The 23,916-nt window shown below is 69.8% G+C and carries 24 protein-coding genes; 12 read left to right on the top strand and 12 right to left on the bottom strand.

All coding sequences use genetic code 11. From position 1 onward, the window contains the following. Positions 1–16: 16 nt before the first annotated feature. Together rfbD and rfbB are read right to left on the bottom strand one after the other, a co-directional pair. On the bottom strand, positions 17–922 hold the full coding sequence (gene rfbD, locus NLX83_RS14570) for a dTDP-4-dehydrorhamnose reductase (protein WP_254235370.1): 906 nt from the start codon (positions 920–922) through the stop codon (positions 17–19). A 9-nt stretch (positions 923–931) separates the two neighbouring features. Further along, positions 932–1,915: a dTDP-glucose 4,6-dehydratase gene (rfbB, locus tag NLX83_RS14565; RefSeq protein WP_254235369.1), complete on the bottom strand. Its 984-nt coding sequence runs from the start codon at positions 1,913–1,915 to the stop codon at positions 932–934. A gap of 340 nt (positions 1,916–2,255) precedes the next feature. Between rfbB and NLX83_RS14560 the strand changes: the two genes are divergently transcribed. From NLX83_RS14560 to NLX83_RS14550, 3 genes are all read left to right on the top strand, one after another. Further along, positions 2,256–3,872 (top strand): LCP family protein, encoded by a 1,617-nt coding sequence (locus NLX83_RS14560; protein WP_254235368.1) that lies wholly within the window; start codon positions 2,256–2,258, stop codon positions 3,870–3,872. A 136-nt stretch (positions 3,873–4,008) separates the two neighbouring features. Beyond that, positions 4,009–5,283 (top strand): LCP family protein, encoded by a 1,275-nt coding sequence (locus tag NLX83_RS14555; RefSeq protein ID WP_254235367.1) that lies wholly within the window; start codon positions 4,009–4,011, stop codon positions 5,281–5,283. A 38-nt stretch (positions 5,284–5,321) separates the two neighbouring features. Further along, entirely contained in the window at positions 5,322–6,032 is a 711-nt protein-coding gene (locus tag NLX83_RS14550) for a TIGR03089 family protein (protein WP_254235366.1), read from the top strand. A 69-nt stretch (positions 6,033–6,101) separates the two neighbouring features. Here NLX83_RS14550 and NLX83_RS14545 read toward each other — a convergent pair whose 3' ends face one another. The 3 genes from NLX83_RS14545 to NLX83_RS14535 form a co-directional block, all read right to left on the bottom strand. Then, the gene (locus tag NLX83_RS14545) at positions 6,102–6,530 is read right to left on the bottom strand and encodes a DoxX family protein (protein WP_254235365.1); all 429 of its coding nucleotides are present in this window, start codon (positions 6,528–6,530) and stop codon (positions 6,102–6,104) included. Positions 6,531–6,808: 278 nt separating this feature from the next. Then, on the bottom strand, positions 6,809–7,399 hold the full coding sequence (locus NLX83_RS14540; RefSeq protein ID WP_254236223.1) for a YdcF family protein: 591 nt from the start codon (positions 7,397–7,399) through the stop codon (positions 6,809–6,811). A gap of 91 nt (positions 7,400–7,490) precedes the next feature. Continuing rightward, a complete protein-coding gene (locus NLX83_RS14535) occupies positions 7,491–8,258 on the bottom strand; it encodes a GntR family transcriptional regulator (protein ID WP_254235364.1) in 768 nt (255 codons plus the stop codon). Positions 8,259–8,431: 173 nt separating this feature from the next. Between NLX83_RS14535 and NLX83_RS14530 the strand changes: the two genes are divergently transcribed. The 3 genes from NLX83_RS14530 to NLX83_RS14520 are packed head-to-tail and all read left to right on the top strand — an operon-like array spanning position 8,432 to position 9,371. Further along, positions 8,432–8,857 (top strand): hypothetical protein, encoded by a 426-nt coding sequence (locus tag NLX83_RS14530; protein WP_254235363.1) that lies wholly within the window; start codon positions 8,432–8,434, stop codon positions 8,855–8,857. A gap of 38 nt (positions 8,858–8,895) precedes the next feature. Next, positions 8,896–9,081, top strand: a complete 186-nt coding sequence (locus tag NLX83_RS14525; protein ID WP_254235362.1) for a hypothetical protein — start codon at positions 8,896–8,898, stop codon at positions 9,079–9,081. After that, positions 9,081–9,371, top strand: coding sequence for a hypothetical protein (locus NLX83_RS14520; protein ID WP_254235361.1), 291 nt, complete (start codon positions 9,081–9,083; stop codon positions 9,369–9,371). Before NLX83_RS14525 ends, NLX83_RS14520 begins: the two co-directional genes overlap by 1 nt. Positions 9,372–9,623: 252 nt before the next feature. Here the strand turns inward: NLX83_RS14520 and NLX83_RS14515 are convergent, their stop codons facing one another. Next, positions 9,624–10,787, bottom strand: coding sequence for an acyl-CoA dehydrogenase (locus NLX83_RS14515; protein WP_254235360.1), 1,164 nt, complete (start codon positions 10,785–10,787; stop codon positions 9,624–9,626). Positions 10,788–10,931: 144 nt separating this feature from the next. On the opposite strand from NLX83_RS14515, the gene NLX83_RS14510 reads away from it, so the two are divergent. The 4 genes from NLX83_RS14510 to vapC are packed head-to-tail and all read left to right on the top strand — an operon-like array spanning position 10,932 to position 13,734. Beyond that, a complete protein-coding gene (locus tag NLX83_RS14510) occupies positions 10,932–12,215 on the top strand; it encodes a pyridoxal phosphate-dependent aminotransferase (protein ID WP_254235359.1) in 1,284 nt (427 codons plus the stop codon). Between the two features lie 25 nt (positions 12,216–12,240). Further along, complete coding sequence (locus NLX83_RS14505; protein WP_254235358.1) at positions 12,241–13,104, top strand: MurR/RpiR family transcriptional regulator; 864 nt, start codon at positions 12,241–12,243, stop codon at positions 13,102–13,104. 16 nt (positions 13,105–13,120) lie between these two features. Next, positions 13,121–13,342, top strand: a complete 222-nt coding sequence (locus tag NLX83_RS14500; RefSeq protein WP_254235357.1) for a type II toxin-antitoxin system VapB family antitoxin — start codon at positions 13,121–13,123, stop codon at positions 13,340–13,342. Then, positions 13,327–13,734 (top strand): type II toxin-antitoxin system VapC family toxin, encoded by a 408-nt coding sequence (vapC, locus tag NLX83_RS14495; protein ID WP_254235356.1) that lies wholly within the window; start codon positions 13,327–13,329, stop codon positions 13,732–13,734. The genes NLX83_RS14500 and vapC overlap by 16 nt, the downstream gene beginning before the upstream one ends. A gap of 222 nt (positions 13,735–13,956) precedes the next feature. Here vapC and NLX83_RS14490 read toward each other — a convergent pair whose 3' ends face one another. Beyond that, positions 13,957–14,895 carry a helix-turn-helix transcriptional regulator gene (locus NLX83_RS14490; RefSeq protein ID WP_254235355.1) on the bottom strand — a complete coding sequence of 313 codons (939 nt, stop codon included), beginning with the start codon at positions 14,893–14,895 and terminating at the stop codon, positions 13,957–13,959. Between the two features lie 181 nt (positions 14,896–15,076). On the opposite strand from NLX83_RS14490, the gene NLX83_RS14485 reads away from it, so the two are divergent. Next, on the top strand, positions 15,077–16,288 hold the full coding sequence (locus tag NLX83_RS14485) for a cytochrome P450 family protein (protein ID WP_254235354.1): 1,212 nt from the start codon (positions 15,077–15,079) through the stop codon (positions 16,286–16,288). On the opposite strand, the gene NLX83_RS14480 is transcribed toward NLX83_RS14485, so the two are convergent. The 4 genes from NLX83_RS14480 to NLX83_RS14465 all read right to left on the bottom strand — a co-directional run bounded on the left by NLX83_RS14480 (position 16,285) and on the right by NLX83_RS14465 (position 20,286). Continuing rightward, positions 16,285–17,457 (bottom strand): phospholipase D-like domain-containing protein, encoded by a 1,173-nt coding sequence (locus NLX83_RS14480; protein ID WP_254235353.1) that lies wholly within the window; start codon positions 17,455–17,457, stop codon positions 16,285–16,287. The two genes, NLX83_RS14485 and NLX83_RS14480, sit on opposite strands and share 4 nt — an antisense overlap. Positions 17,458–17,524: 67 nt before the next feature. Next, complete coding sequence (gene purE, locus NLX83_RS14475) at positions 17,525–18,040, bottom strand: 5-(carboxyamino)imidazole ribonucleotide mutase (RefSeq protein WP_254235352.1); 516 nt, start codon at positions 18,038–18,040, stop codon at positions 17,525–17,527. Next, positions 18,041–19,249 (bottom strand): 5-(carboxyamino)imidazole ribonucleotide synthase, encoded by a 1,209-nt coding sequence (locus NLX83_RS14470; protein ID WP_254235351.1) that lies wholly within the window; start codon positions 19,247–19,249, stop codon positions 18,041–18,043. It lies immediately after the preceding gene. A 206-nt stretch (positions 19,250–19,455) separates the two neighbouring features. Next, entirely contained in the window at positions 19,456–20,286 is an 831-nt protein-coding gene (locus NLX83_RS14465; protein ID WP_254235350.1) for a GGDEF domain-containing protein, read from the bottom strand. A gap of 165 nt (positions 20,287–20,451) precedes the next feature. Here NLX83_RS14465 and NLX83_RS14460 point away from each other — a divergent pair, with 165 nt between their 5' ends. Further along, positions 20,452–22,515, top strand: coding sequence for a sigma-70 family RNA polymerase sigma factor (locus tag NLX83_RS14460; protein WP_254235349.1), 2,064 nt, complete (start codon positions 20,452–20,454; stop codon positions 22,513–22,515). A gap of 207 nt (positions 22,516–22,722) precedes the next feature. On the opposite strand, the gene NLX83_RS14455 is transcribed toward NLX83_RS14460, so the two are convergent. Beyond that, entirely contained in the window at positions 22,723–23,862 is a 1,140-nt protein-coding gene (locus NLX83_RS14455) for an acyl-CoA dehydrogenase family protein (RefSeq protein ID WP_254235348.1), read from the bottom strand. Positions 23,863–23,916 lie beyond the last annotated feature (54 nt).

Here is a 23,916-nt window from a genome sequence, read left to right as displayed (position 1 = left end):
CGCCGTAGGTAGGTGCTCAGGATCGCAGCGCTTCCCCGCACTCCGCGAACGCAGCGGCCAGTGCTTCACGCCACGGGCGTAGTGGGCTCAGCCCCGCCTCCTGCCACGCGCGTGCGGACAGCACCGAGTACGCGGGGCGCGGCGCAGGGCGGGGGAAATCGGCCGTAGTGCACGGAGAAACCCTCGTCGGGTCCGCGCCGAGCTCTTCAAAGACAGCGCGGGCGAAGCCGTACCAACTGGTCTCTCCACCGCCCGCGGCGTGCAGGACGCGCTGTCGCGGCCCTTCAGGACGCGCGGCCAGCTCCAACAGCCCACGGGCGAGATCGGCCGACCACGTCGGGCAACCCACCTGGTCACCGACCACGGAGAGCTGGTCGCGCTGACTCTCCAACTTCACCATCGTCTTCACGAAGTTGGTGCCGACCGCGCCGTAGACCCACGCGGTGCGCACAACCCACGCCTCGGCTCCGGAGTCGAGCACCGCGCGCTCCCCCGCGAGCTTCGTGCGCCCGTAGGCAGTGCGCGGGTCCGTGGCGTCGTCCGGCTCGTAGGGGCTCGTGGCGTCCCCCGGGAACACGTAGTCCGTGGAGACGTGGAGCAGCCGCACACGATGCTTCGCGCACGCGGTCGCCAGGTTGCGCGGGCCGTCCGCGTTCACTTCGAGCGCACGGGCCTCATCGGTCTCCGCCGCGTCGACCGCCGTGTACGCCGCCGCGTTGATCACTACCGGGCGCAGGCCCGCGTCGCGCGCCGTGGCCGCGAGCGAGCTGACCGCGTCAGCGACCGCCTCGGCGTCGGTGATGTCCAGTTCGGCCGAGCCGGGCGCGTGCACGAACCCGGCCCCAGCGGCTTCGGCCAGCGCCGCGATGTCCACGCCGAGCTGGCCGCGTCCGCCGGGAACGAGAAGAGCGAAGTCGGTCACAGCGCAACCCTAGATGGCAGCGCGCGCCTTCAAGGGCTCCCACCAGGAGCGGTTGTCCCGGTACCAGGCGACCACGTCGGCGAGGCCCTGTTCGAACGGCACCTGCGGCGCGTAGCCCAGCTCGTTGGCGATCTTGGTGATGTCCACCGAGTAGCGGCGGTCGTGGCCGAGGCGGTCCGCGACGGGCGTCACCATCGACCAGTCCCGGCCGGTCGCGGCGATCAGCTTCTCGGTCAGCTCGCGGTTGGTCAGTTCGGTGCCGCCGCCGATGTTGTAGATCTCACCGGCCCTGCCGCCCTCGGCGACGAGCTGGATGCCCCGGCAGTGGTCGTCGACGTGCAGCCAGTCGCGGACGTTGAGGCCGTCGCCGTAGAGCGGCACCTTGTGCCCGTCGAGCAGGTTGGTGACGAACAGCGGGATGACCTTCTCCGGGAAGTGGTACGGCCCGTAGTTGTTCGAGCAGCGCGTGACGCACACCTGGAGCCCGTGGGTGCGGAAGTACGAGCGGGCCAGCAGGTCGGAGGACGCCTTCGACGCGGAGTACGGCGAGTTCGGCTCCAGGATGTGCTCCTCGGTCCACGAACCGGACTCGATGGAGCCGTAGACCTCGTCGGTGGACACGTGCACGAACTTCGACACGCCCGCGTCGAGCGCGGCCTGGAGCAGGGTCTGCGTCCCGAGCACGTTGGTCAGCACGAAGTCCGACGCGCCCATGATGGAGCGGTCCACGTGCGACTCCGCGGCGAAGTGCACCACGGTCGACACGCCGGACATGACTTCGCTCACGAGTGCCGCGTCGCAGATGTCGCCCTTGACGAACCGGTAGCGGGGGTCGCCTGCCACGGGGTCGAGGTTGGCCTCGTTCCCGGCGTAGGTGAGCTTGTCCAGCACCACCACCTCGGCCTCGGCGAAGGCCGGGTAAGCGCCGGTCAGCACCTTGCGCACGTAGTTCGACCCGATGAATCCGGCGCCACCGGTGACCAGTACGCGCATCGTCCCCACTCTCCAGTCCCCCTCGGATGTACCCGCTCCTGGCAGTCTGCCACGGGCCTGAGCAGCGCCGGGACACGCCGAAGCAACCCGGAAGAAGGGCGGTACGTCCTCCAATGACCGGGGAGTCGCCCGGCCAGGAGACGGCACGCCGTTAGCCTGGGAGGTCGTACCGGTGTGACCAAGTGGTGGGGGAGGAGTGAACGTGGACGACCGTCCGATGCGGCCAGGGGGCAACCCCCGGCGCGGGGTCCCGAGGAACCAGCCGGGGCAGCAGGGACGGTCCCAGCCGCCCGGCTCGGGTGGCGGACGCGGACGAGCCGTTCCCCCTCCAGGTGGCAGGGTGCCGCCCGAACAGCCGCGTCGCCAGGACCAGGCGGGCGGGCGCGCGCGTGATGCCCGCGTCGTGCCGCAGGGACCTCCTCCGGCCCGGAGCAAGACCGCGCGCGTGCGCAGCGAGTCCGCGCGGACCACCAAGCGCCCGGTCCCCGCCGCACCCCCGAACCGCCGGATCCACCCGGGCAAGACGGTCGCGGCACTCGTCTCGGTGATCGTGCTGTGCGTCACCGGCTACGCCTGGGGCACGCTCAACGACTTCACCACCGACGACGTGACCGAGGCCCAGGGCCCGAAGCCGCTGGACGGCGCGCTCGACATCCTGATGGTCGGCCTGGACAGCCGCACCGACGCGCAGGGCAACGACCTGCCCCCGGAGGTGCTGCGCGAGCTGCACGCGGGCGGCAGCAACAGCGGTGGCGACACCACGGACTCGATGATCCTGGTGCACATCCCGGTGGACGGGAAGCCGGTGGGCATCTCGCTGCCCCGCGACTCCTACGTGGACATCGCGGGCGGCTTCGGCAAGCACAAGATCAACGCGGCGTACTCGTTCAACAAGAACGCCGCGACGAAGAAGCTGCTCAAGGCGGGCAAGAGCAAGGCTGTCGTCGCGCAGGAGGCCAACACCGCGGGCCGCAAGGGCATGGTCGACACGGTCGCCGAGCTGACCGGGGTCAAGATCGAGCACTACGCCGAGGTGAACCTGGCGAGCTTCTACGAGATCACCAAGGCGATAGGCGGCGTCGAGGTCTGCCTTAAGGCGGCGACCAAGGACAACATGTCCGGGGCGAACTTCCCCAAGGGCGTGCAGACCATCCAGGGCGCGCAGGCGCTCGCCTTCGTCCGGCAGCGGCACGGCCTGCCCAGCGACCTGGACCGGATCGTGCGCCAGCAGACCTTCCTCAAGGCGATGGCCAAGAAGATCACCTCCGCGGGCACCCTCACCGATCCCGGCAAGCTGACCGGGCTGGTCAACGCGGTCAAGAAGTCCGTGGTGGTGGACAAGAACATGGACCTGCTGCAGTTCGCCCAGCAGATGCAGCCGGTGATGAGCGGCGGGGTGGAGTTCAAGACCATCCCGATCGAGGGCGACATCAAGACCGACGACGGTCTCGCGCTCAAGGTGGACCCGAAGCAGGTCAAGGCGTTCGTCACCAACCAGACCAAGGAACAGCCACCCGCGTCCTCGACCCAGCCCCCCTCGGGCGGCGGTGGGGCGGACACCAAGTCAATCACCATTGAGGTGCGCAACGCCACCGGTGCCTCCGGGCTGGCCAACGACGTGCTGGACGCCTTGGTGTCCAAGGGTTTCGCCAAGGGCAACGTGGACAACGCCGTCGCGCGGGCGAAGACCGTGGTGCGCTACTCCAAGGGGCAGCAGGACTTCGGCAAGAAGGTCGCCGAGGCCATCGGCGGCACCGCCGTCCTGGAGGAGGACAAGGACCGGATGATCCCCCCGGGCACGGTGCGGCTGTTCATCGGCAAGGACTACTCGGGTCCGGGCAAGAAGAACAACGTGGCGGGGCACCAGCTCCTGGAGCTCGGCGGCCTCCGTCCGGCGGCGCCGAACCAGGGCGGGAGCCCGGAGATGACGCCCGACGGCATCCCCTGCATCAGCTAAAGCGCACGAACGAGTGGACTAAGAAGTGCCGTGACCTGCGTGGAGCTGGCTAACCTTGAGGTAGCGGCTCCCGCGGGCGTTCGGTCCCGGCGGAGCGGCCGCGATCCCAAGCCGAGACTTCCGCTAGGAGGAGCACGTGCCGGACCGGCCGCGCCCGAAGGACCACGACGAGGGGTCCGAGCAGGCCGAGAAGTTCGTGCCGCTCGACCCCGCCGAACTGCCGGAGGAACCGGCGCAACCCCGACGCGGCAAGGGGAAGCGGATCGCGGTGAACTCGGTCCGCGTCCTCGCCGCGCTGCTGTCCGCGGTGGCGCTCGCGGTGAGCGGGGTGAGCTGGGCGACCCTGGAACGCTTGCAGGACAACGTCAGCACCACCGACATCGTGAACCAGCTCGGCAGCCAGCCCGGGGCGCCGCCCGCGCGCGACGGGGCAACGGACATCCTGCTGGTCGGCAGCGACAGCCGCACCGACGCGCAGGGCAACGAGCTGCCCGCGGCCGTGCTGCGGAAGCTGCGCACGGAGGCCAACGCCAGCCTGAACACCGACACGGTCATCGTGCTGCGCATCCCCGACAACGGCGGCAAGGCCACGGCGATCTCCATCCCCAGGGACACCTACGTGAAGGTGCCCGGCTTCGAGGACGCCAAGATCAACGCTGCCTACGTGCTCGGCAAGAACCGGCGGCTCGGCGAGCTGGACGCGCAGCGCGTCACCGACCGCCTCCGCCGGGAGCGCGAGTCCGACCAGGCGGGCAGGCTCGCACTCGGCCGCGCGGTGCAGGAACTGACCGGCCTGCGGGTGGACCACTACGCGGAGATCAACCTCTACGGCTTCTACCTGCTGACCGAGGCGCTCGGCGGCGTGGAGGTCTGCCTGCGCCAGTCCACCAGCGACCAGGACTCCGGCGCGAACTTCCGCAGGGGCAGGCAGTCCATCTCCGGCGGCGACGCGCTGGCGTTCGTGCGGCAGCGCTCCGGCCTGCCCCGCGGCGACATCGACCGCGTCGTCCGGCAGCAGGTGTTCATGGCGGCCGTGGTGAAAAAGATGCTCTCCAGCGGCACGCTGACCGACACCGCCAAGCTGTCCGCGCTCTTCGACGCCGCGCGCAAGTCGCTGGTCTTCGACGAGGGCTGGGAGCCGCTGACGCTGGTCAGGCAGTTCCAGGGCCTGGCGGCGGGAAATTTCGAGTTCCGCACCATCCCGGTGGTGAACATCAACGCCCGCAACGACCGCAACCAGAGCATCGTCGCCGTGGACGTCACCGCGGTCCGGGCCTGGGTCAGCGGCCTCGTCGGCGGCACCCCGCCGAAGATGGCCGGGCGCGGGCCGCTCAGACTGGACGGGGCCGCACGGCAACCGAACACCAGCGAGGAGCCGATCACCGCGGACGGCATTCCCTGCGTGTACTGACGCCGTTACCCCGCACCGAGAGTGGAGACGACCAGCTGATGAACGTCACCGAAGCCCTGTTCGCCCCGCTGATGGCCGATTCGGCCCGGCCCCTGGTCAGTCACTACGACGACGCGGACGGCACGCGCATCGAGCTGTCCAGGGCGACGGTGGCGAACTGGGCGGCGAAGACGGCGAACTGGCTGCGCGACGAGGTCGACATGCAGCCGGGGGCGCGGGTGCTGGTCGCCCTGCCCGCGCACTGGCAGACGGTCGGGGTGCTGCTCGGCGCGTGGTGGGCGGGCGCGTCGGTGACGACCGATCCCGGCGCCGGTGACTTCGAGATCGCCTTTGTGCCGCAAGGGTTCGAGGTGGAGGCGGAGACCGTCGCGGCAGTGGCGCTCGACCCGCTCGGCCGGGGCATCCGCAACCCCGAGCCCGGAACGGTGGACTACATCGGCGAGATCCGGGTGCACGGCGACTTCTTCCGTTCCTACGCCGTGGTTCCCGGCGACCAGCCCGCGCTGAACGACCTGAGCGTGGACGGGCTGGTCGAGCTGGCCCGCTCGCGCGCGGCGGAGCAGGGCATCGGCGAGGGCGACCGCGTGCTGTCCGACCTGGACTGGCGCTCACCTGAGTCCATTGTGGACGGACTGGTCGCGGTGGTCGCGGCGGGCGCGGCCCTGGTGCAGTGCACCAACCCCGATCCGGCCAAGCTCGCCGACCGACGCCGCACCGAGCGCATCACCGTCGACCTGACCTCGCACTAGACCCCAGGCGAAGGGGCGCTGCTCGTCGGCTCGGTGCCGGGCGAGAGTCCCCGCCCGGCACCGGACGCCTCAGACCGAGGCCGGTTGTTCCTTGCGCGCGGCGAGCGCGGCGTCGACCGAGTACTTGCCACCGCCGCCGAAGCCCAGCGCCAGCGCGGCGAGGGCGAGCGTCATCACGAACTCGTAGCCGCCGGTCTGGGCGAAGAAGCCGTTCTTGAAGTGGACGAAGACACCCGCGCCGACCATCACCACGGCGAGCAGCACACCGGCGACCGGCATCAGCACACCGGCGATCAACGCGGCCCCGCCCAGGGTCTCCACCGTGGCGGCGAAGTAGGCGGACAGCGTCGGCATCGGGACGCCCATCTTGCCGAAGCCCGCGGCCGTGCCGTCGATGCCGCTGAACTTGGAGACTCCGTGCGCGATGAACACGATGCCGATGCCGATCCTGGCGATCAGCAGCACCACGTCACGAAGGGCGTGCACGAGCTTGTCCACAGTGGTTCCTCCCGTTGTTCCTCTCGGTGAACGGTACAAATTTGAACTAAAGAGGAAGTAAAGATGATCAAGCGCTCAATCAAACCCGCGAATACCGTGAGGCAGACGCCGCTCACGGACAAGCGGAACCCCGCTCACTCGAACGGCCCGGAGGCTCTACCCCCGGGCCGTTCCGCCGTTCCCCGCGCGGACTACCGCAGCAGCGCGCGGGACATAGAGCCAAATTCAGCAGAGCAAGCGAGACGTGCGAGACGCCGATGACTGATGCGGGCCGATTGTCAGATGAGTCGGCTGGTAAATCCGGCGTCAACGAGCCGTTGATAGGCGGCCTCGACATGAGCGGGCACGTCCTGGTGGATGGCGAAGCCACGTCTCGCGTACTCGGTCACCCGCTGGGTGTCACCGACCAGCATGTTGATCACACGGTCGGCGTCTCCGATGTTGGCCACATACTCGTCGAGTGGGAGCGGACGGGAAGCGCACCGGACCTCAACCTCGGGCCACAGCTTCCGGCATGTCGCGTACGCGCGGCGTTGCTGGTACGGCCGTGAGATCAAGATGACGGACTGGACGTTGATTCCCTTGTCCGCCAACAGTTTTCGGGTCAGCTCGATATTGGCCCCGGTGTTGGTCGCCTCGGGCTCCACCAGGATCGCCTCACTCGGAACGCCCAGTTCAAGGGCGTGCTCGCAGTAGTGGACGGCCTCGCCGCGTGGGAACCGGTCGATGGTGGTGGGTGCGTTGGCGCCGGTGAAGACGATGAGCGGGAATGTTCCGCGCTCGTACAGCTCGGCGGTGAAGGTGGCCACACCCAGGTCGTGGCTGCCGAGACCGATACCGACGTCGGTCGGCTGGATCTCGTGGTGCATGTCGTGGAAGTCCCACAGAACCTGAACATCGTGACGGAGAGAGGCGGGCAACGTGGACTTCCGGCCTGCGCTCAACGCTCTCTCCTGGGGGTCACTCGGGAATCTTGAAGGTGTACGACCAGGAAAAACGGCTGGCGGCGTGGACGCCACGAGCAAACTCGACCACCCGTCCATCCTCGGTGAAGGTCTGGCGCTGCAAGACCATAACCGGCTCGCCCGCCGGTAGCTCCAACTGCTCGACTTCGGCCGGTGTCGGCATCCGCGAGTAGAACGTCTCGGTGATCCGGTCGGGCTCAAGCCCCTGGAGGGTCAACACCAGGAAGCCGCCACCACGCCCGGCGGGACCCGCTACCTCATCCACAAGGGGAGTGCCCTCGACATCGGCGGGCCGGTAGTAACTCGTGAGCATGTGAGTGGGCTTGCCGGAGTCCTTCACCAGACGAGCACGCTCATAGACCGGGGACCCGACCATGACGCCCAGGGCCTGGGCGACCTCGGCGTCAGCCTCGACCTTGGTGATGACGTTGGTCTGGTCTCCGGCCGTCCACTCCCGGCCGGATGCCTCCCGGTCGGCTGCGAAGGCCACTACACCGCCGTACTTCCACTTGCTCTTCGCGTAGCGGTCAGTGCCCAACCGCTTCATCGGTGGACGGGCGCGAACCACGGTGCCTCGTCGGCGGATCGGCGTGACCAGCCCCTCGGCTTCGAGTACCCCGATGGCCTTGCGGACGGTGCCGACGTTGACGCCGTGCTGTGCGGCCAGCTCGTCTTGCTTGGGCAAGGTGGTGTCTGGGGCGTAGTCACCACGGCGGATCGCTTCCCTGAGGATCCCCGCCAGCTCTCGGTACCCGGTGCCCACTTGGCCCTCCTTTCGTTTCATTAACGCTAGCGCTACTGCCCCACCACGCCTAGATCTGGAATATAGACGTAGTTCTATTGACCCCAGAGCTATCTTGATGTCGTATAGAGCTAGCTCTATTGCGGAGCTGCCCAAAGGTTCAGGCGTGGGCCCAAGAGAGCAGAGGTGCAGAGATGGCGATCCCGAAGGGGCACCGGTTGGAGGTGCCGTTTGATGTGGCGTTCCCCCAGGGCTTGGTGTTGGTGGGGGAGTTGGCGCCGGATGACGAGTATCAGGAGAACCGGAGCAAGCCCGCGCGCCAGAAGGTGGACGCGGTGACCGACCAGGACGAGACGAAGGCCGAGCGGGCGTCGTTCCAGGTCACGTTTCTGGCGGACGTGCAGCCGGGTCCGGTGAGGGGTGAGGTGTTGCCGGGGATGCGGCCGGTCGAGCTGGGCGGCTTGGCCGTTGAGCCGCGTGTCTCGGGTAGTGGCGAGTTGAAGTACCAGGGCTGGTTGTTCTGGGCGACCGGGTTCAAGGCTGCCGGTAGTGGGGCGGGCAAGGCGTCGGCGGGCAGGGGCGCTGAGTCGAAGTCGCCGGAGCAGGGCAAGGCGGCGTAGCCGTGCGGGCGGGGCGAGATGAGGCGGGTCTTGATCTGATGCTGTCGGCCTTTGGGGACATCACGGTCCGGCTGGACCCGTCAGACGACGACACGGTGGTCGTGGTGTTCGGCGGTGCGGTGCAGCGGGTGCGGTTGGTGATGAACCGGGCCGACTTCGATCGGCTGTACCGGGTGATGGGCGTGGTGTGGTGCCGCATGGCCCGGTTGGACGGTGTCGGCTGATGGCGGTGCATGTCTCGCTGGTCGCTGACGAGTTCAGCAAGGCCACGCTGATGCTGCTCTCGGAAGGGCGTCCGCTGCTGTCGGTCACCGATGCCCGGACGGCGGTGACATTCGGGGTGGGGGATGCACCCCAGTCGCCAGTGGAATTGGTGATGTTCGCGCGGGAGCTGCGGCAGGCGGCTGCACAGTTCGCCGATCAGGCAGAGCGCTACGCCCAAGCCAAGGCCCACCACGGGTTGACGGTGCCACCACAGGGATTGATCGTGCCCGAGAAGAGAGGACCGGGCTAAACCACGGCGTCGGATGGGTGGCGGTGAAGCACCCCGGCGCCCACCCCACTCCGATGACGTCCACTTAGGACAGTACGCAAAGGACTGACGCCGTCCTTCGGGCGTCTGCCCGCTTGGGGCGGGCTGTCACTGTGCGGCTGCTCGCGACCGGTGAGGCCGGACGGCTCTACACAGGGGCTTCTCGGCAAGACGGCCTGGAGGCGCCTGATCATGGAAATCAGGAGCCTCCAGGCCGGTCATGAGATCGTTGATCTAGCCCCTGAGCAGCGCGCGGGACATCACGACGCGCTGGATCTGGTTGGTGCCCTCGTAGATCTGGGTGATCTTGGCGTCGCGCATCATCCGCTCCACCGGGAAGTCGCGCGTGTAGCCCGCGCCGCCGAAGAGCTGGACGGCGTCGGTGGTGACCTCCATGGCCACGTCGGAGGCGTAGCACTTGGCGGCGGCGGTGATGAAGCCCAGGTTGGGCTCGCCGCGCTCCGCCTTGGCCGCGGCGACGTAGACCATGTGCCGGGCGGCCTCGATCTTCATCGCCATGTCGGCGAGCATGAACTGCACGCCCTGGAACGTCGAGATGGTCTTGCCGAACTGCTTGCGGTCCTTGACGTAGGCGATCGCCGCGTCGAGGGCGCCCTGCGCGATGCCGACGGCCTGCGCGCCGATCGTCGGGCGGGTGTGGTCCAGCGTGCGCAGCGCGGTCTTCAGGCCGGTGCCGGGCTCGCCGATGATGCGGTCCGCCGGGATCGCGCAGTCGGAGAAGTAGATCTCCCGGGTCGGTGAACCCTTGATGCCGAGCTTCTTCTCCTTCGGGCCGACCTCGAAGCCCGGGTCGTCCTTGTGCACCACGAACGCGGAGATGCCGTTGGACTTCTTCTCGGCGTCCGGGTCGGTGACCGCCATGACGGTGTACCAGTCGGAGATGCCCGCGTTGGTGATCCAGCACTTGGTGCCGTTGAGCACCCAGTTGTCGCCGTCGAGCCGCGCGCGGGTGCGCATCGACGCGGTGTCCGAGCCCGCCTCGCGCTCGGACAGCGCGTAGGAGGCCATCGACTCGCCGCTGGCGATGGACGGCATCACCTTCTGCTTCAGCTCCTCGGAGCCGGAGAGCAGGATCGGCATGGTGCCGAGCTTGTTGACCGCCGGGATCAGCGAGGAGGAGCCGCAGACGCGGGCGACCTCCTCGATGACGATGCAGGTCGCGATCGAGTCCGCGCCCTCACCGCCGTAGGCGTCCGGCACGTGCACGGCGGCGAAACCGGCCTTGACCAGCGCGTCGCGCGCCTCGCTGGGGAACCGCTCCTGCTCGTCGACCTCGGCGGCGTGCGGGGCGATCTCCTTCTCTGCCAACGCGCGCACCGCATCGCGGAGGGCGTCGTGCTCCTCGGCCAGTTGGTAGGTGCCGAAGCTCGGGTCCACGCTTGTTACCTCCGAGTAGCCGTTCCTGCCCAGGATGCTAGCCGCCCCCGCCAGTCCCCCCGTAGGGGCAAGCTGTACAACCATCGGTGCAAACAGATTTGCAAAGCCCTTGTTTCCTGCACCGCGACTTGTAGCCTCATCCCCATGCTCAGCTACCAGAGCGCGCCGGCCCGCACCGGCCTGCCGCAGTCGGCGACACTCGCCGCGAACGAACGCATCCGCGCCATCCAGGCCACCGGCGAGTCGGTGGTGCACCTCGCGTTCGGCGAGGCGGGACTGCCGGTGCTGCCCGAGGTCGCCGCCGCGCTCTCCGCCGCCGCCACCGAGAACTCCTACGGCCCCACCGCGGGCACCGAGGCCGTGCGCGCTGCGGCCGCGGGTTACCTCAGCCGCCGCGGTGTGCCGACGGAGCCGGACCAGATCGTCGCCGGGCCCGGCAGCAAGCCGCTGCTGTACGCGCTGCTCACCGTGCTGCCGGGGGACATCGTGCTGCCGCGGCCGAGCTGGGTCAGCTACGCCGCGCAGGCCGCGCTGGCGGGCAAGGACGTCATCTGGGTCGACGTGCCGGAGCACACCGGCGGCGTGCCCGATCCGGAGGCGCTGGAGAACGCGCTGCTGGAGGCGCGGTGGAAGGGGCAGCGGCCCGGCGTCCTCGTGGTCACCTCGCCGGACAACCCGACCGGAACCACCCCGAACGCCGAGCTGGTGCGCCAGGTGTGCGCGGTCGCCGAGCGCTACGGGCTGGTGGTGATCTCCGACGAGATCTACCGCGACCTGGCGCACGACCCGGACGCGCTGCTGAGCCCGGCCACGGTGTTCCCGGAGCGCACGATCGTCACCACCGGGCTGAGCAAGGCCACCGCGCTCGGCGGCTGGCGGCTGGGCTTCTGCCGGATTCCGGCCACCAGGGAGGGCGCGCAGCTGCGGGAGCGGCTGGTCGGCGTGGCCAGCGAGGTGTGGTCGAACCCGGCGATGCCGGTGCAGACGGCCGCCGGGTACCTGCTGGACGAGCCGACGGAGGTGCGCGAGTACGTCCGGATGGGCCGTGAGCTGCACCGCAAGGTCGTCACCGAGGCGTACCGGCTGATCGTCGCCGCGGGGGCCGCGTGCCGGGCGCCGGGCGGCGGCTTCTACCTCTACCCGGATCTGGAGCCCGCGAGGGAGCGGTTCCAGCTGCGGTCCGGGATGGACCTGGCCGAGGTGCTGCTGACGAAGTACCGGGTCGGTGTGCTCTGCGGTGAGGCGTTCGGCGATGATCCGAGGGTACTGCGCTTCCGGATGGCGACGAGCCTGCTCTACGGGACCAACGACGTGCAGCGGTGGGAAGCCCTGCACAGCGCGGATCCGGTGGCGCTGCCCTGGATCGCCGACGCGCTGAACCGCCTCGCCGAAGCCGTCGACGACCTCACCGGAGGGAGCACTGGGTGATCTTCTGCTTGAGGCGGCGAGCCCGGTGAGCGACGCGCCGACGTCGTTCGCCGAGCTGAGCGAACTGCTGCGGAGCGAGTCAGAGGGGTTCACCCCCTCGCAGCGGACGCTGGCCGAACGCGTGCTGACCGATCCCGAGGGCATCGCCTTCAAGACGGTCAGCGAACTGGCCCGCGACGTCGGGGTGAACGAGGCGACCGTGGTCCGCTTCGCCCAGCGGTGCGGCCTGTCCGGCTACCCCGCGCTGGTGAAGCTCTGCCGTGAGCACCTCTCCGGTCAGGCGCAGCTGGTCCGCAGGCTCGGATCGCTGGCGGACGCGCCGGACGAACTGCTCAGCAAGGCCGTCGAGCTGGACAAGCAGAACCTCACCCGCACCCTGGCCAGGGTCGACCCGGACGCGTGGCGCCGGGCCGTCGGGGCCCTGGCCGGAGCGCGCCGGGTGCACGTGATGGGGCTGCGCAAGTCGCACTCCGTGGCCTACCTGCTGGCCTACCTGCTTGACCTGGTCCTCGACGACGTCTCCCTGGTGATCCCCGGCCCCGGCACGCTCACCGATCGGTTGCGGCGCTTGGAATCCACCGACGTCCTCGTCGCCGTGTCGCTGCACCGCTACGCCGCCGACACCGTGCGCGCCGTGCGCCAGGCCAAGTCCGCCGGTGCCACCACGATCGCCCTCACCGACACCGCGGCGTCCCCCTTGGCCGACCTGGCCGACTCCGTCTTCTTCGCCGACACCGCGGGCGCGGGCCTGCTCCGCTCGGTGACCGCCCTCGTGGGCCTCGCCCAGGCGATGGCCGCGGGCGTCGCGGGCCGGCGCGCCGACCAGGCCCCCGAAGCCCTGCGCCGCCAGGAGGAGCTGCTCGTGGCCTTCAACACCTACCACCCGTGAGGTGTATCGTTGGTGTATGGCGCGCACAAACATCGACATCGATGACGAGCTCGTAGCGGAGGCGATGCGGCGCTACGGGTTGACCACCAAGCGGGAAGCGGTGGACCTCGCGCTGCGCCGCCTCGTCGGCACGAAGGTCACCACGGAGGACCTGCTCTCGCTCCGCGGCATCGGCTGGGACGGCGACCTCGACGAGATCCGCGACGACAACCCGGAACACAAGTGGCACTCTGCCTGATCGACAGCTCCGTCTGGATCGACTGGTTTCGCGGCCGTGAATCACCGGCCACCGCCACCGTCGAACGGCTGGTGCGGCAACCCGAGGTCCTAGCGACGACCCAGCCGGTCTTGATGGAGCTCCGGTTCGGCGCCGCTCCCGCCGCGCTCTCCAGGATCGAGCAGGTGATGAATTCCTTGGTGCAGCTCGATGTCGACCCGGCCATCGACTTCCACCAGGCGGCCGACCTGTTCCGCGCGGTTCGCCGGAGCGGGCACACGGTGCGCTCCGCCATCGACTGCCTCATCGCATCCGTCGCGCTTCGCCACGACGTGGTTCTGATGTACAAGGACGTCGACTACGAACGCATCGCCGCGGTCGCCCCGAACCTGCGCACGCAGATGCTCGACTGACCGGGGCACCCGCACACCACGTAAACTGTGCCCATGCCTCACATCCGCCCCCGCACCCAACGCGAGGCGGACGCAACCTAGAGATCTCCCGTTTCGTACTCATAACGGGAAAAAGAGCGCTCCCAAATCCCGACAAGAGTACGAAACGGGTGATTTCGGCTGCGCTGGTGATGGTTCGAGGGGCGCCACGATCGCTGGGGGGCGCTTGCGGGATGCGGCTGCTTAGTCGTCGTGGGGTGAGCCGCCGAGGCGGCGGTGGCGGAAGTCCCGCGGGGCCTCGCCGTAGCGCGCCTTGAAGGCGGTGGAGAACCACGTCGGGGTGAGGCCGGTGCGCAGCGCGATGTCGCTGATCGCCATCGCCCTGGCGGCGGGGTCGGCGAGCATGTCCCGGGCGGCGCGGAACGCCTCCTCCTGGCGCAGCTCGCGGAACGTGGTCCCGGACTGCTGGAGGATGGACCGCACCTGGCGCGGGGACCAGCCGAGGGCCTGCGCCACGGCGGGCAGCCGCACGTCACCGTCGCCGACGTTCTCCCGGACGTAGCGGCGGACGGCCTCGGCGGTCTCGGCGAGGTGGCTGGGCTGGGCGGGCGTGTCGCCGTTGGCCATCATGCACAGCAGCTCGCAGATCCGGTCGCAGACGGCGTTGAACTCCTGCTCGGTGACGCGCCCCCGCTCCGAGTGCAGGCCGCGGATGATGTCCTGGGTGATCCGGCCGAGGCCGGTGCGCACGTCGAGCAGCAACCGCACGCGCCCCGGCGGCTTGATCCGGAGGTGGATCTCGCTCTTGGGCACCCGGAGCGCATATGCCTGCGATACCGGCACGTGCATGTGGAGCGGCTCGTCGAGCCCGTGGACGTAGGCGAGGCCGGGCAGCACGCGCGTCAGATTGTCGTCGTGCCACATGGAATACACGCCCTGCTGCGGGACGACGACCCAGTAGTGGTCCTCGTCGGGGACGCGGCGGACGTGGGCGGGCGTGCGGTAGGCCATCCGTTCGTTGCCCTGGTCCCAGTGCAACAGGTTGTAGACGTCGGATTCCTGCGCGGTGAGGCCCGCGTACCAGTCGCCGTGCGCACGGAAGCGGTGGTCCATCGGAGCGATGCTGTTGCTCAGCTCCGCCCAGTCCTCGGTGTGGTCGACGATCCAGTCGTGGAACCGCATGCGCCCAGTCTGCACCCAGCCGGGTGCGGAGTTGCGGTTTTGTTCCCCCGTAGTTACGGGTTGCGGCGGGGATTCAGGCAAAGCCTGGGCAGCGGAACGCACCTGGCAGGAGGCTCCTCACCTGTCGGCTCCACGGCTTCGGAGCCCGGAACCCGATCGCTGCAACCGGAGGCCACCCGTGATGCCCCACCCGGTCCCCTTCCCCACCGCCGACGAGACCGTGCCGGACGCCTTGGCGCGGCTGCGCGGGATCGCCCCCGTGGTGCCGGTGGAGCTGCCGGGCAACGTGGTGGTCTGGGCCGTGCTGACCCACGACGCGGTCAAGGAGGTCCTTGGCAACGAGAACAAGATCTTCGGCAAGGACAAGAAGCACTGGCCCGCGCTGCACGACGGGACGATCGCCGAGGACTGGCCGATGCGGGCGCTCATCCACGGCAGCCACATCAACAACGTCGACGGCGCCGACCACCGCAGGCTGCGGGACTACTTCGGCAACGCGTTCTCCCCGCGCATGATCGCCGCGCTGGAGCCGCGGGTCCGGGGCATCGTCAACGAGCTGCTGGACTCCATCGCCGAGGGCGGTGACGAGGTCGACCTGGTGCCCGCGCTCACCGAGCAGGTGCCGATGCGGGTGATCTGCGAGCTCTACGGCGTCCCCGAGGACGATCGCCCGCTCCTGCGCCGCCGCGCCGCGACGATGCTCGCGTACACCAGCACTCCGGCGCAGGTGCGCAGCGCCCACCTCGGTCTGCTCGCGTCGATCGACAAGCTGGTCGACCGCAAGCGGAAGGAGCCGGGCGACGACCTCGCCAGCGCCCTCGTCCACGCCCGGATGGGCGAGGACCGGCTGTCCCAGACCGAACTCGTCGACATGCTCTGGCTGACGCTGCTGGCCGGGCACGAGACGACCGCGCATGCGCTCGCCAACTCGGTCATCAGCCTCTGCGCCCACCGGGACCAGCTGGACCTGGCGGTGCGGGACGGGCTGTGGCCGAGGGTGGTCGAGGAGAGCCTGCGGGTGAGCTCCCCGGTGCAGGCGAACCCGTTCCGCTACTCGCTCAAGGACACCAAGGTCTGCGGCGTCGAGATCCCGGCGGGCGAGGCACTGCTGATGTGCTTCGGCGGCGCGGGAACCGACCCGAACCAGTACGGCCCCACGGCGGGCCGGTTCGACATCACCAGGCAGCCCCGCCCGCACCTCTCCTTCGGCTACGGCCCGCATTTCTGCGCCGGTGCGCCACTGGCGCGGCTCGAAGGGCGGATCGCGTTGTCGGAGTTGTTCCGCCGGTTCCCGAACCTGGATCTGGCAGTCGCACCAGAAGACGTTCCGTACCAACCGAACTTCGTCACCTACGGCCCCGCCGCGGTGCCGGTCAACCTGAACCGGCGTTAGGCGGTGCCCTTGGCCCAGATCGCGGAGAAGTTGTCGGAGTAACCCTTCGACACCTCTGGGCGCTCCACGCGGATGAGGGTCTCGTCGTGCGTGCGCAACGCCGGACCGGTCAGGTTGTGCGAGCCCGTGAACACCAGCTGCCGCTTAGCCGTGGTGTTGTAGTGCGACTTCACCACGATGTATTTCGAGTGCAGGTTCGTCAGCTGGCGGACGGTGATGTTCGTCTGGCCCTTGAGCGCGTCGCGCACGTACTGGCTCAGGTTCTCCCCGATCAGCACGCGCACCTTGCAGCCGAGTTTTCCGATGCGGATCAGTTCGTCGATCACCGGCTTGCGCGGTCCGGTGAACTGCGCGTGCGCGACGTCGACGGTGCAGCCGGACTCGAACTTCACGTATTTCAGCACCTGGGCGACCGTGTCGGTGGCGTGCTCCGCGGAGGTCCCGCCCGATGAATCCGCTCGTGGTGACAGGTAGGCCCGGACCTGGGCGGTCTCGGAGTTGAAGTACTTGTTGTAGTCCGATGTGCGCTTCTGGTTCAGCATCGAGTCGAGGTGCTGGTCGAAGAAGTCGTAGAGCGGTTTGTCGCCGTGCACCACGACCGCGTTGTTGAACTGGGTGTTCTGGGTGCTCGTCAGGTTCTGCGAGGCCACCCACACCGCGTTGGTCATGCCCTTCGTCGCGGAGAACATGAACACCTTGTTGTGGTTGATCGCACCCGCCCGGTTGCTGATGCACGAGGAGTAGGTGGCGTTCCCGCAGAACACCAGCCGGGTCAGCCCGGCGGCCTTGAGGATCTTGACGGCCTCGTTGTCCGGCTTCAGGTTGGCGCCGCCGGAGCCCTCGCGGTCGATCGCCAGGTACACCTTCACCCCGCGCGCCTGCGCGTTCTTCAGCGCAGTTGCGACCGGGGTCCTGGTCCAGGTGAACATCTCGCCGTGGATCTCCGAGCCCGCCGGTGCGCCGTCGACGAGGCTGACGAGGTCGTTCTCGATGCGGTAGTCGGGTGTGCTCGCGGTCGGGTTGTTGAACACCGTGTACGCGCCAGGAGCAGCCACCCCATGGGACACGGCTGCCTGTGCCGGAACCGCCCCCAGGCTCAGGGTTCCGGCGAAGAGCAGGGCGGCGGCGCGGCGCCACCCTGCTTTACCTGCGGAGATTTTTGCACCCATGAAGCGAAAGTAAGTTCACGAGAGATGTGAATCACTCTCACTTCAGCTTCTCGGATGCGAATTGCTCTCAGTGGCCGATCCGCTCGCGCAACGCCTTGTCCTTGTCCAGGACGAGCCGCTCCAGGTCCGCCTGGAACTGGGCCATCCGGCCGCGCAGCCCGGCCGCGAGCTCGTCCGTTCCGGCCGCGAGGGTGCGCACCGCGAGCAGACCCGCGTTGCGCGCGCCGCCGACCGAGACCGTGGCGACCGGGACGCCCGCGGGCATCTGCACGATCGACAGCAGCGAGTCCATGCCGTCCAGGTACTTCAGCGGCACGGGGACGCCGATCACCGGCAGCACCGTCGCGGAGGCGACCATGCCCGGCAGGTGCGCCGCCCCGCCCGCGCCCGCGATGATCACTCGAATGCCCCGGTCGGCCGCGGTCGCCGCGTAGTCGAGCATCCGCTGCGGCGTGCGGTGGGCGGAGACCACGCTCACCTCGTGCGGCACGTCGAACTCGGTCAGCGCGTCGGCCGCGGCCTGCATCACCGGCCAGTCCGAGTCGCTGCCCATGATCACGCCGACGAGCGGGGTGCCTGCCATCTATCTGCCTCCGTGGATGTCTGCACCGTGGATGTCGTAACCGTCCGGCCATTCGGCGTGGGAGAGCCAGTGCGCGGCGAGCCCGGCCCGGCGCCGGACCTCCGCGAGATCGGTGCCGAGCACAGTCACGTGCCCGACCTTGCGCCCCGGGCGCTCGGCCTTGCCGTAGAGGTGCACGTGCGCGTCGGGGAAGCGGGCGTACAGGTGGTGCAGCCGCTCGTCCACGGTCATGCCCGGAAGTTCAGGCGCCCCAAGGACGTTCGCCATCACCACGGCGGGCGCGACGGTGTCGGTCACGCCGAGCGGGTAGTCCAGCACGGCGCGCACGTGCTGCTCGAACTGCGAGGTCCGCGCGCCCTCGATGGTCCAGTGGCCGGAGTTGTGCGGGCGCATCGCCAGCTCGTTGACCACGACGCCGTCCGCGGTCTCGAACAGCTCGACCGCGAGCACGCCGACGACCCCGAGCTCGTTCGCGACGCGCAGCGCCAGCTCCTGCGCCGCGTGCGCCAACTCCTCGGACAGATCGGGTGCGGGCGCCAACACCTCGACGCAGATGCCTTCGCGCTGCACGGTCTCCACCACCGGCCACGCCCCGCCCTGGCCGAACGGCGAGCGGGCGACGAGCGCGGCCAGTTCGCGGCGCATCGGGACGCACTGTTCGACCATGAGAGAAGTCCCGGCGGCGAGCAGCTCGGGAATCACTCGTTCGGCGCTGCTCGGCGTGTTCAGCATCCACACGCCCTTGCCGTCGTAGCCGCCGCGGACGGCCTTCAGCACGCAGGGCCAGCCGTGCTCGCCGCCGAACCGCAGCGCGTCGGCGACCTCGGTGACGGGGGCGAACGGCGGCACCGGGAGGCCCAGCTCGGCGAGCCTGGTCCGCATCACCAGCTTGTCCTGCGCGTGCAGCAGCGCGTCCGGCCCGGGGTGCACCTTGACGCCCTCGTCGACGAGCACCCGCAGGTGCTCACCCGGCACGTGCTCGTGGTCGAAGGTGAGCACGTCGCAGGACTTCGCGAAGGCGCGCAGGGCGTCCAGATCGGTGTGCTCGCCGAGCGTGACCGAGGGCGCGACCAGCGCGGCGGGGTCCTCCGGTGAGACGGCGAGCACGTGCAGTGACTGGCCGAGGGCGATGGCGGCCTGGTGGGTCATTCTGGCCAGTTGGCCGCCGCCAACCATGCCGACGACGGGGGTGCCGGTGCGGGAGTCCACGGTGCGATGACATTACTGGATAGCCGCAGGTCCTCAGCGCGTGCAGCACCACCGTGGTTGGGGCGTCTTCAAGTACCCCCAACCCCGCCTACCACCACCGCTAACCGCAGCTAACCCCCTTGAGTTTCACGGGGGTTAGCTGCGGTTAGCGACTACTGGGGAGGGGGTGCGCGGTACTTGAAGACCGGCCAACAACGCCAGTGTTGTTAGGTGCGGGCGAGGTGGGTGATGAGGTCGCCCGCGGCTTCGGGGGTGGCGGGGAGGCGTTCCTGCCACACCCGCACGGGCCCGGCGTCGTCCAGGTCCGGATCCACCGAGAGGCGCCGCTTGACCAGCCACGCGGTCGCGGCGATGCGCTTGCGTAACCGGTCGTCGCGGCGGACCAGCACGGCCGCGACCGAGGGGCCGACCGCGGCGAGGGTCTCCCCGGAGTCGAAGACCAGGCGGATCACCTCGGCGATGAGCACCATCACCACCAGCCGCGACCAGCCCGTGGCCTTCGAGAGGTCGGGCGCGACGAGGACCAGGCAGAACTCGTCCCCGCAACGCTGCTCCCGCGACCGCGTCTCCCGGTAGACCTCGCGCAGCCGCGTCCGCAGGTAGGCGGTGGTGGCGAGGCCGGTCAGCCCGTCCTCGGCCTCCCGCTCGCCGACCTGGTGGGAGAGCACGTCCGCCCACGCCAGCGCGTATTCGCGGAGCAGCTCCACGGGCACGGCGTCCGGGTCGACAGCGGTGGGGACGCCGTCCTGGCCCGGCGGCGTGGTGAGCACGGCGTGCAGCGCGGCGAGGTCCTGCAAGCTCTCGGCGAGGCCGGCCCCGGTCTGCGCGCGGGCCCTGGCGAGCCGGTTCAGCGCGGGCGCGGTGTCGCCGTGCACCACGAACGCCCGGCAGACCTCGTCGACCTCGGCCAGGGCCCAGTCGCTCGGGAACGGCCAGCCGCAGGCCCGGCTCGCCTCGCGCCACCGTGTACGGAGAGTGCGTATCGCGCCGTCATCACGCTCACGGTCCACCCGTGGCGTGAATTCGCGCGTACCCACCGTTGCATCCCTTCCCGACCTCGATCGCTGTCGACTTCTACGACGCAGCTCTGGAGAACTCGTGACGCCGTTCGGCGTGACGTTTCCGGTGTCACTCCGTCACACTGAGCAAGCACAACGGACGACCGGAGCCATCAGACCGGTCGCCCCAACGAGAGGGCAAGTGTGGCGAGCGTGCAGGGGGACACACCGGGCCGCGGTGACGCCGAGCTGATCATCGATGTCCGCAGCGGGTCGACCGAGGCGTACGGGCAGCTCTACGAACGGCATGTGGCGGCTGCTTACAACCTCGCGCGCCAGCTCGCGCGCTCAAACGCGGAAGCGGATGACCTGGTCTCCGAGGCTTTCGCCAAGGTCCTCGACACGCTTCGGGCGGGCCGCGGGCCCGACGCGGCGTTTCGCGCTTACTTGCTCACCGCCCTCCGGCACACCGCCTACGACAAGACCCGCCGGGACCGGAAGGTCGAGTTCTCCGACGACATCTCCGGGGTCGCCGACGCGGCCGCCGCGGTGGTGCCGTTCACCGACACCGCGGTCGCCGGGCTGGACCGCTCGCTGGCGGCTAAGGCATTCGCCAGGCTGCCGGAGCGGTGGCAGGCGGTGCTCTGGCATACCGAGATCGAGGGACAGTCCCCCGCCGAGGTCGCCCCCATCCTGGGACTGACCCCGAACGGCGTCTCGGCGCTCGCCTACCGCGCCCGCGAGGGCCTGCGCCAGGCGTACCTCCAGGTGCACGTCGGCGCCGGGACCGAGGAGCACTGCCGGGCCACGATCGACCGGCTCGGCGCCTGGACCCGCGACGGCCTGTCCCGCAGGGAGACCGCGCAGGTCGAGACGCACCTCGACAGCTGCGACCGCTGCCGCGTCCTCGCCGCCGAGCTCGGCGAGGTCAACGGCGCGTTGCGCCTGGTCATCGCCCCGCTCGTGCTCGGAGGCGCGGTCACCGCGTACCTCGCGGCCGCTGGCGCGGGCTCGGCCAAGGCCGCCGCGGCCGGGCTGGCCATGGCGGGCGCCGCCGCGGGCGCCGGGAGCGGCGCCGGTGGCGGTGTGGGCGGAGCGGCGAGCGCGTTGCCCAGGCAGGTCGTGGGCAGCGCGGTCTCCGCGGTCGCGCTCGGCGCGGCCATCGCGGTCGGGATGACCGCGGACCAGGGCCAGGAACCGCCGAAAATCGTCGCGCAGCAACCCGTGAAGCCGGTGGCGCCGCCTCCTCCCAAGCCGGAGCCGCCGCCCCCGGCACCCCCGCCGGTGCAGCCGCCTCCGCCCGCACCACCTCCGCCGCCGCCCCCGGCACCGACGCCTCCGCCCGCGCCGCCTCCGCCTCCGCCTCCGGAGCCGCAGCCCGCGCGGCTGGTGCCCTCGGTGTCCGCGCCGCAGGGGCCGCTGGTGCCCGGCGGTCCGCCGCAGGAGATGGGCATCACCGTGGCCAACAACGGGGAGAAGACCTCCGACCCGGTCACGGTGAAGCTGAACCTGCCGCCCGGCGTGACCGTCGGCAAGCCCGCACCGCGCTTCGCGCCGATGAGCTCGCGCTCGATCATCGAGTGCGCCAGCGCCACGTGCACCAGCTCCGGCGGCATCGCGCCCGGTGACACCGCGACGTTCCGGTTCAAGCTCTACGCGGCGCCGGACGCGAAGCCGGGCCAGATCACCGGGACCATCAACGCGGGCGCGCTGCCGAACGTCAACATCCCGACCGTGCCGGTCGAGGTGAAGCCCGTGGACGCGATCGACCTCTCGGCCCGGGTGCGCTACATCGGCCGGTGGCCCGCGCGGCTGGACATCGTCGCCACGAACCGCGGCTCGCAGCGCGGGGAGATGCACGTCGAGATCGGCATCCCGAAGGGCTTCGTCGGCATCGGCTGGCCCGCCCCGTGCACCGGCCAGGGCACCACGCTGCACTGCGAGAAGGTGGTCAACCCGGGGAGCCAGTACACGGTGCAGCTGTGGCTGCTCTCGCTCGGCGCGGACAAGGGCACGGTGCAGCTGCGCGCCAGCCTCGGCTCGGCGTCCAAGTCGCTCGCGGTGCCGGTGGACCTGCCCGAGCACAAGGTCGGCATCCCCGGGCTGAGCCCGAACATCAACAGCGTGCCCCCGGTCCCCGGCGGCCTCCGCGTCCCCGGCGACCCGACTCCCGAGCCGCCGAGACCCACCACTCCCCCACCCTCCTCAACCACCCCGCCGCGCCCCACGACCACCACTCCGAAACCCACCACCACCTCAGGCGGCTAGAGGTCGGGGCGTCTTCAAGTACCCCCGACCCCGCCCACAACCACCGCTAACCGCAGCTAACCCCCTTGGAGTTCAAGGGGGTTAGCTGTCGTTTGCGACCGCTGGGGAGGGGGTCGGGGGTACTTGAAGACGGCGGAACCCCGGCTGGGACGGGAAGATCGAGGTCTGACGACGTAGGGGGAGTCGCCGGACGACTCCCCCCGCGCGTCAGCGGACGCCCAGTTCGCGGGCGATGACCATGCGCTGCACCTCGCTGGTGCCCTCGCCGATCTCCAGGATCTTGGCGTCGCGCCAGTGCCGGGCGACCGGGTACTCGTCCATGAACCCGTAGCCGCCGAAGATCTGCGTGGCGTCGCGGGCGTTGTCCACGGCGATGGTCGAGGCGTAGAGCTTGGCGATGGCCGCCTGCTTCTTGAACGGCTGCCCCGCGACGAGCCGCGCTGCCGCGTCGTACCAGGCCAGGCGGGCGACGTGGGTGCGCATCTCCATGTCGGCGATCTTGAACTGGATCGCCTGGTAGTGGCCGATGTTGTGGCCGAAGGCGGTGCGCTCGGCGGCGTAGCGGACGCACTCGTCGAGGCAGCCCTGGGCCAGGCCGACGCTGAGCGCGGCGATCGCCACCCGCCCTTCGTCCAAAGTGGACAGGAACTGGGCGAAGCCCCTGCCGCGCTGCCCGAGCAGGTTCTCCTCGGGCACGCGCAGGTCGTCGAAGGACAGCTCGCGGGTGTCCGACGCGCGCCAGCCGACCTTCTGGTACTTCGGCGCCACGGTCAGCCCCGGCGTGCCCGCGGGCACGATGATCGAGGAGATCTCGTCCTCCCCGGTGCGCGCGGCCACGGTGATCATCGAGGTGATGTCGGTGCCGGAGTTGGTGATGAAGCACTTCGAGCCGTTGATCACCCACTCCCCGCCGTCCAGCCGCGCGGTGCTGCGCAGCGCGGCCGCGTCCGAACCGCTGCCGGGCTCGGTCAGCCCGAACGCGGCGAGCTTGGTCCCGGCGACCAGGTCGGGCAGCCACTGCCGCTTCTGCTCGTCGGAGCCGAAGCGGTAGACCGGCATCGCGCCCAGCGACACCCCGGCCTCCAGCGTGATCGCCACCGAGGAGTCGGCGCGGGCCAGCTCCTCCAGCGCCAGGCAGAGCGCGAAGTAGTCGCCGCCCATGCCCCCGTACTCCTCCGGGAAGGGCAGGCCGAACAGGCCCATCTCGCCCATCTGGCGCACGACGTCGTAGGGGAAGGTCCCAGCGGCGTCGCTGGCGTGCGCTTGTGGCGCCACCACGGTGCTGGCGAAATCCGCGACGGTCTTGCGGAAGTCCTCCTGCTCGGCATCGAGCCGGTAGTCAGGCATGTGACACCCCTTGCTGAATAGTTGGCTCAAGTGTCACATCCAAGCCCGCGCCGC

This window comes from Allokutzneria sp. A3M-2-11 16 (assembly GCF_024213555.1).
Classification (GTDB): domain Bacteria; phylum Actinomycetota; class Actinomycetes; order Mycobacteriales; family Pseudonocardiaceae; genus Allokutzneria.
Note: the sequence above shows the minus strand (reverse complement) of the source record. Positions and strands in the feature narration are given on the sequence as shown.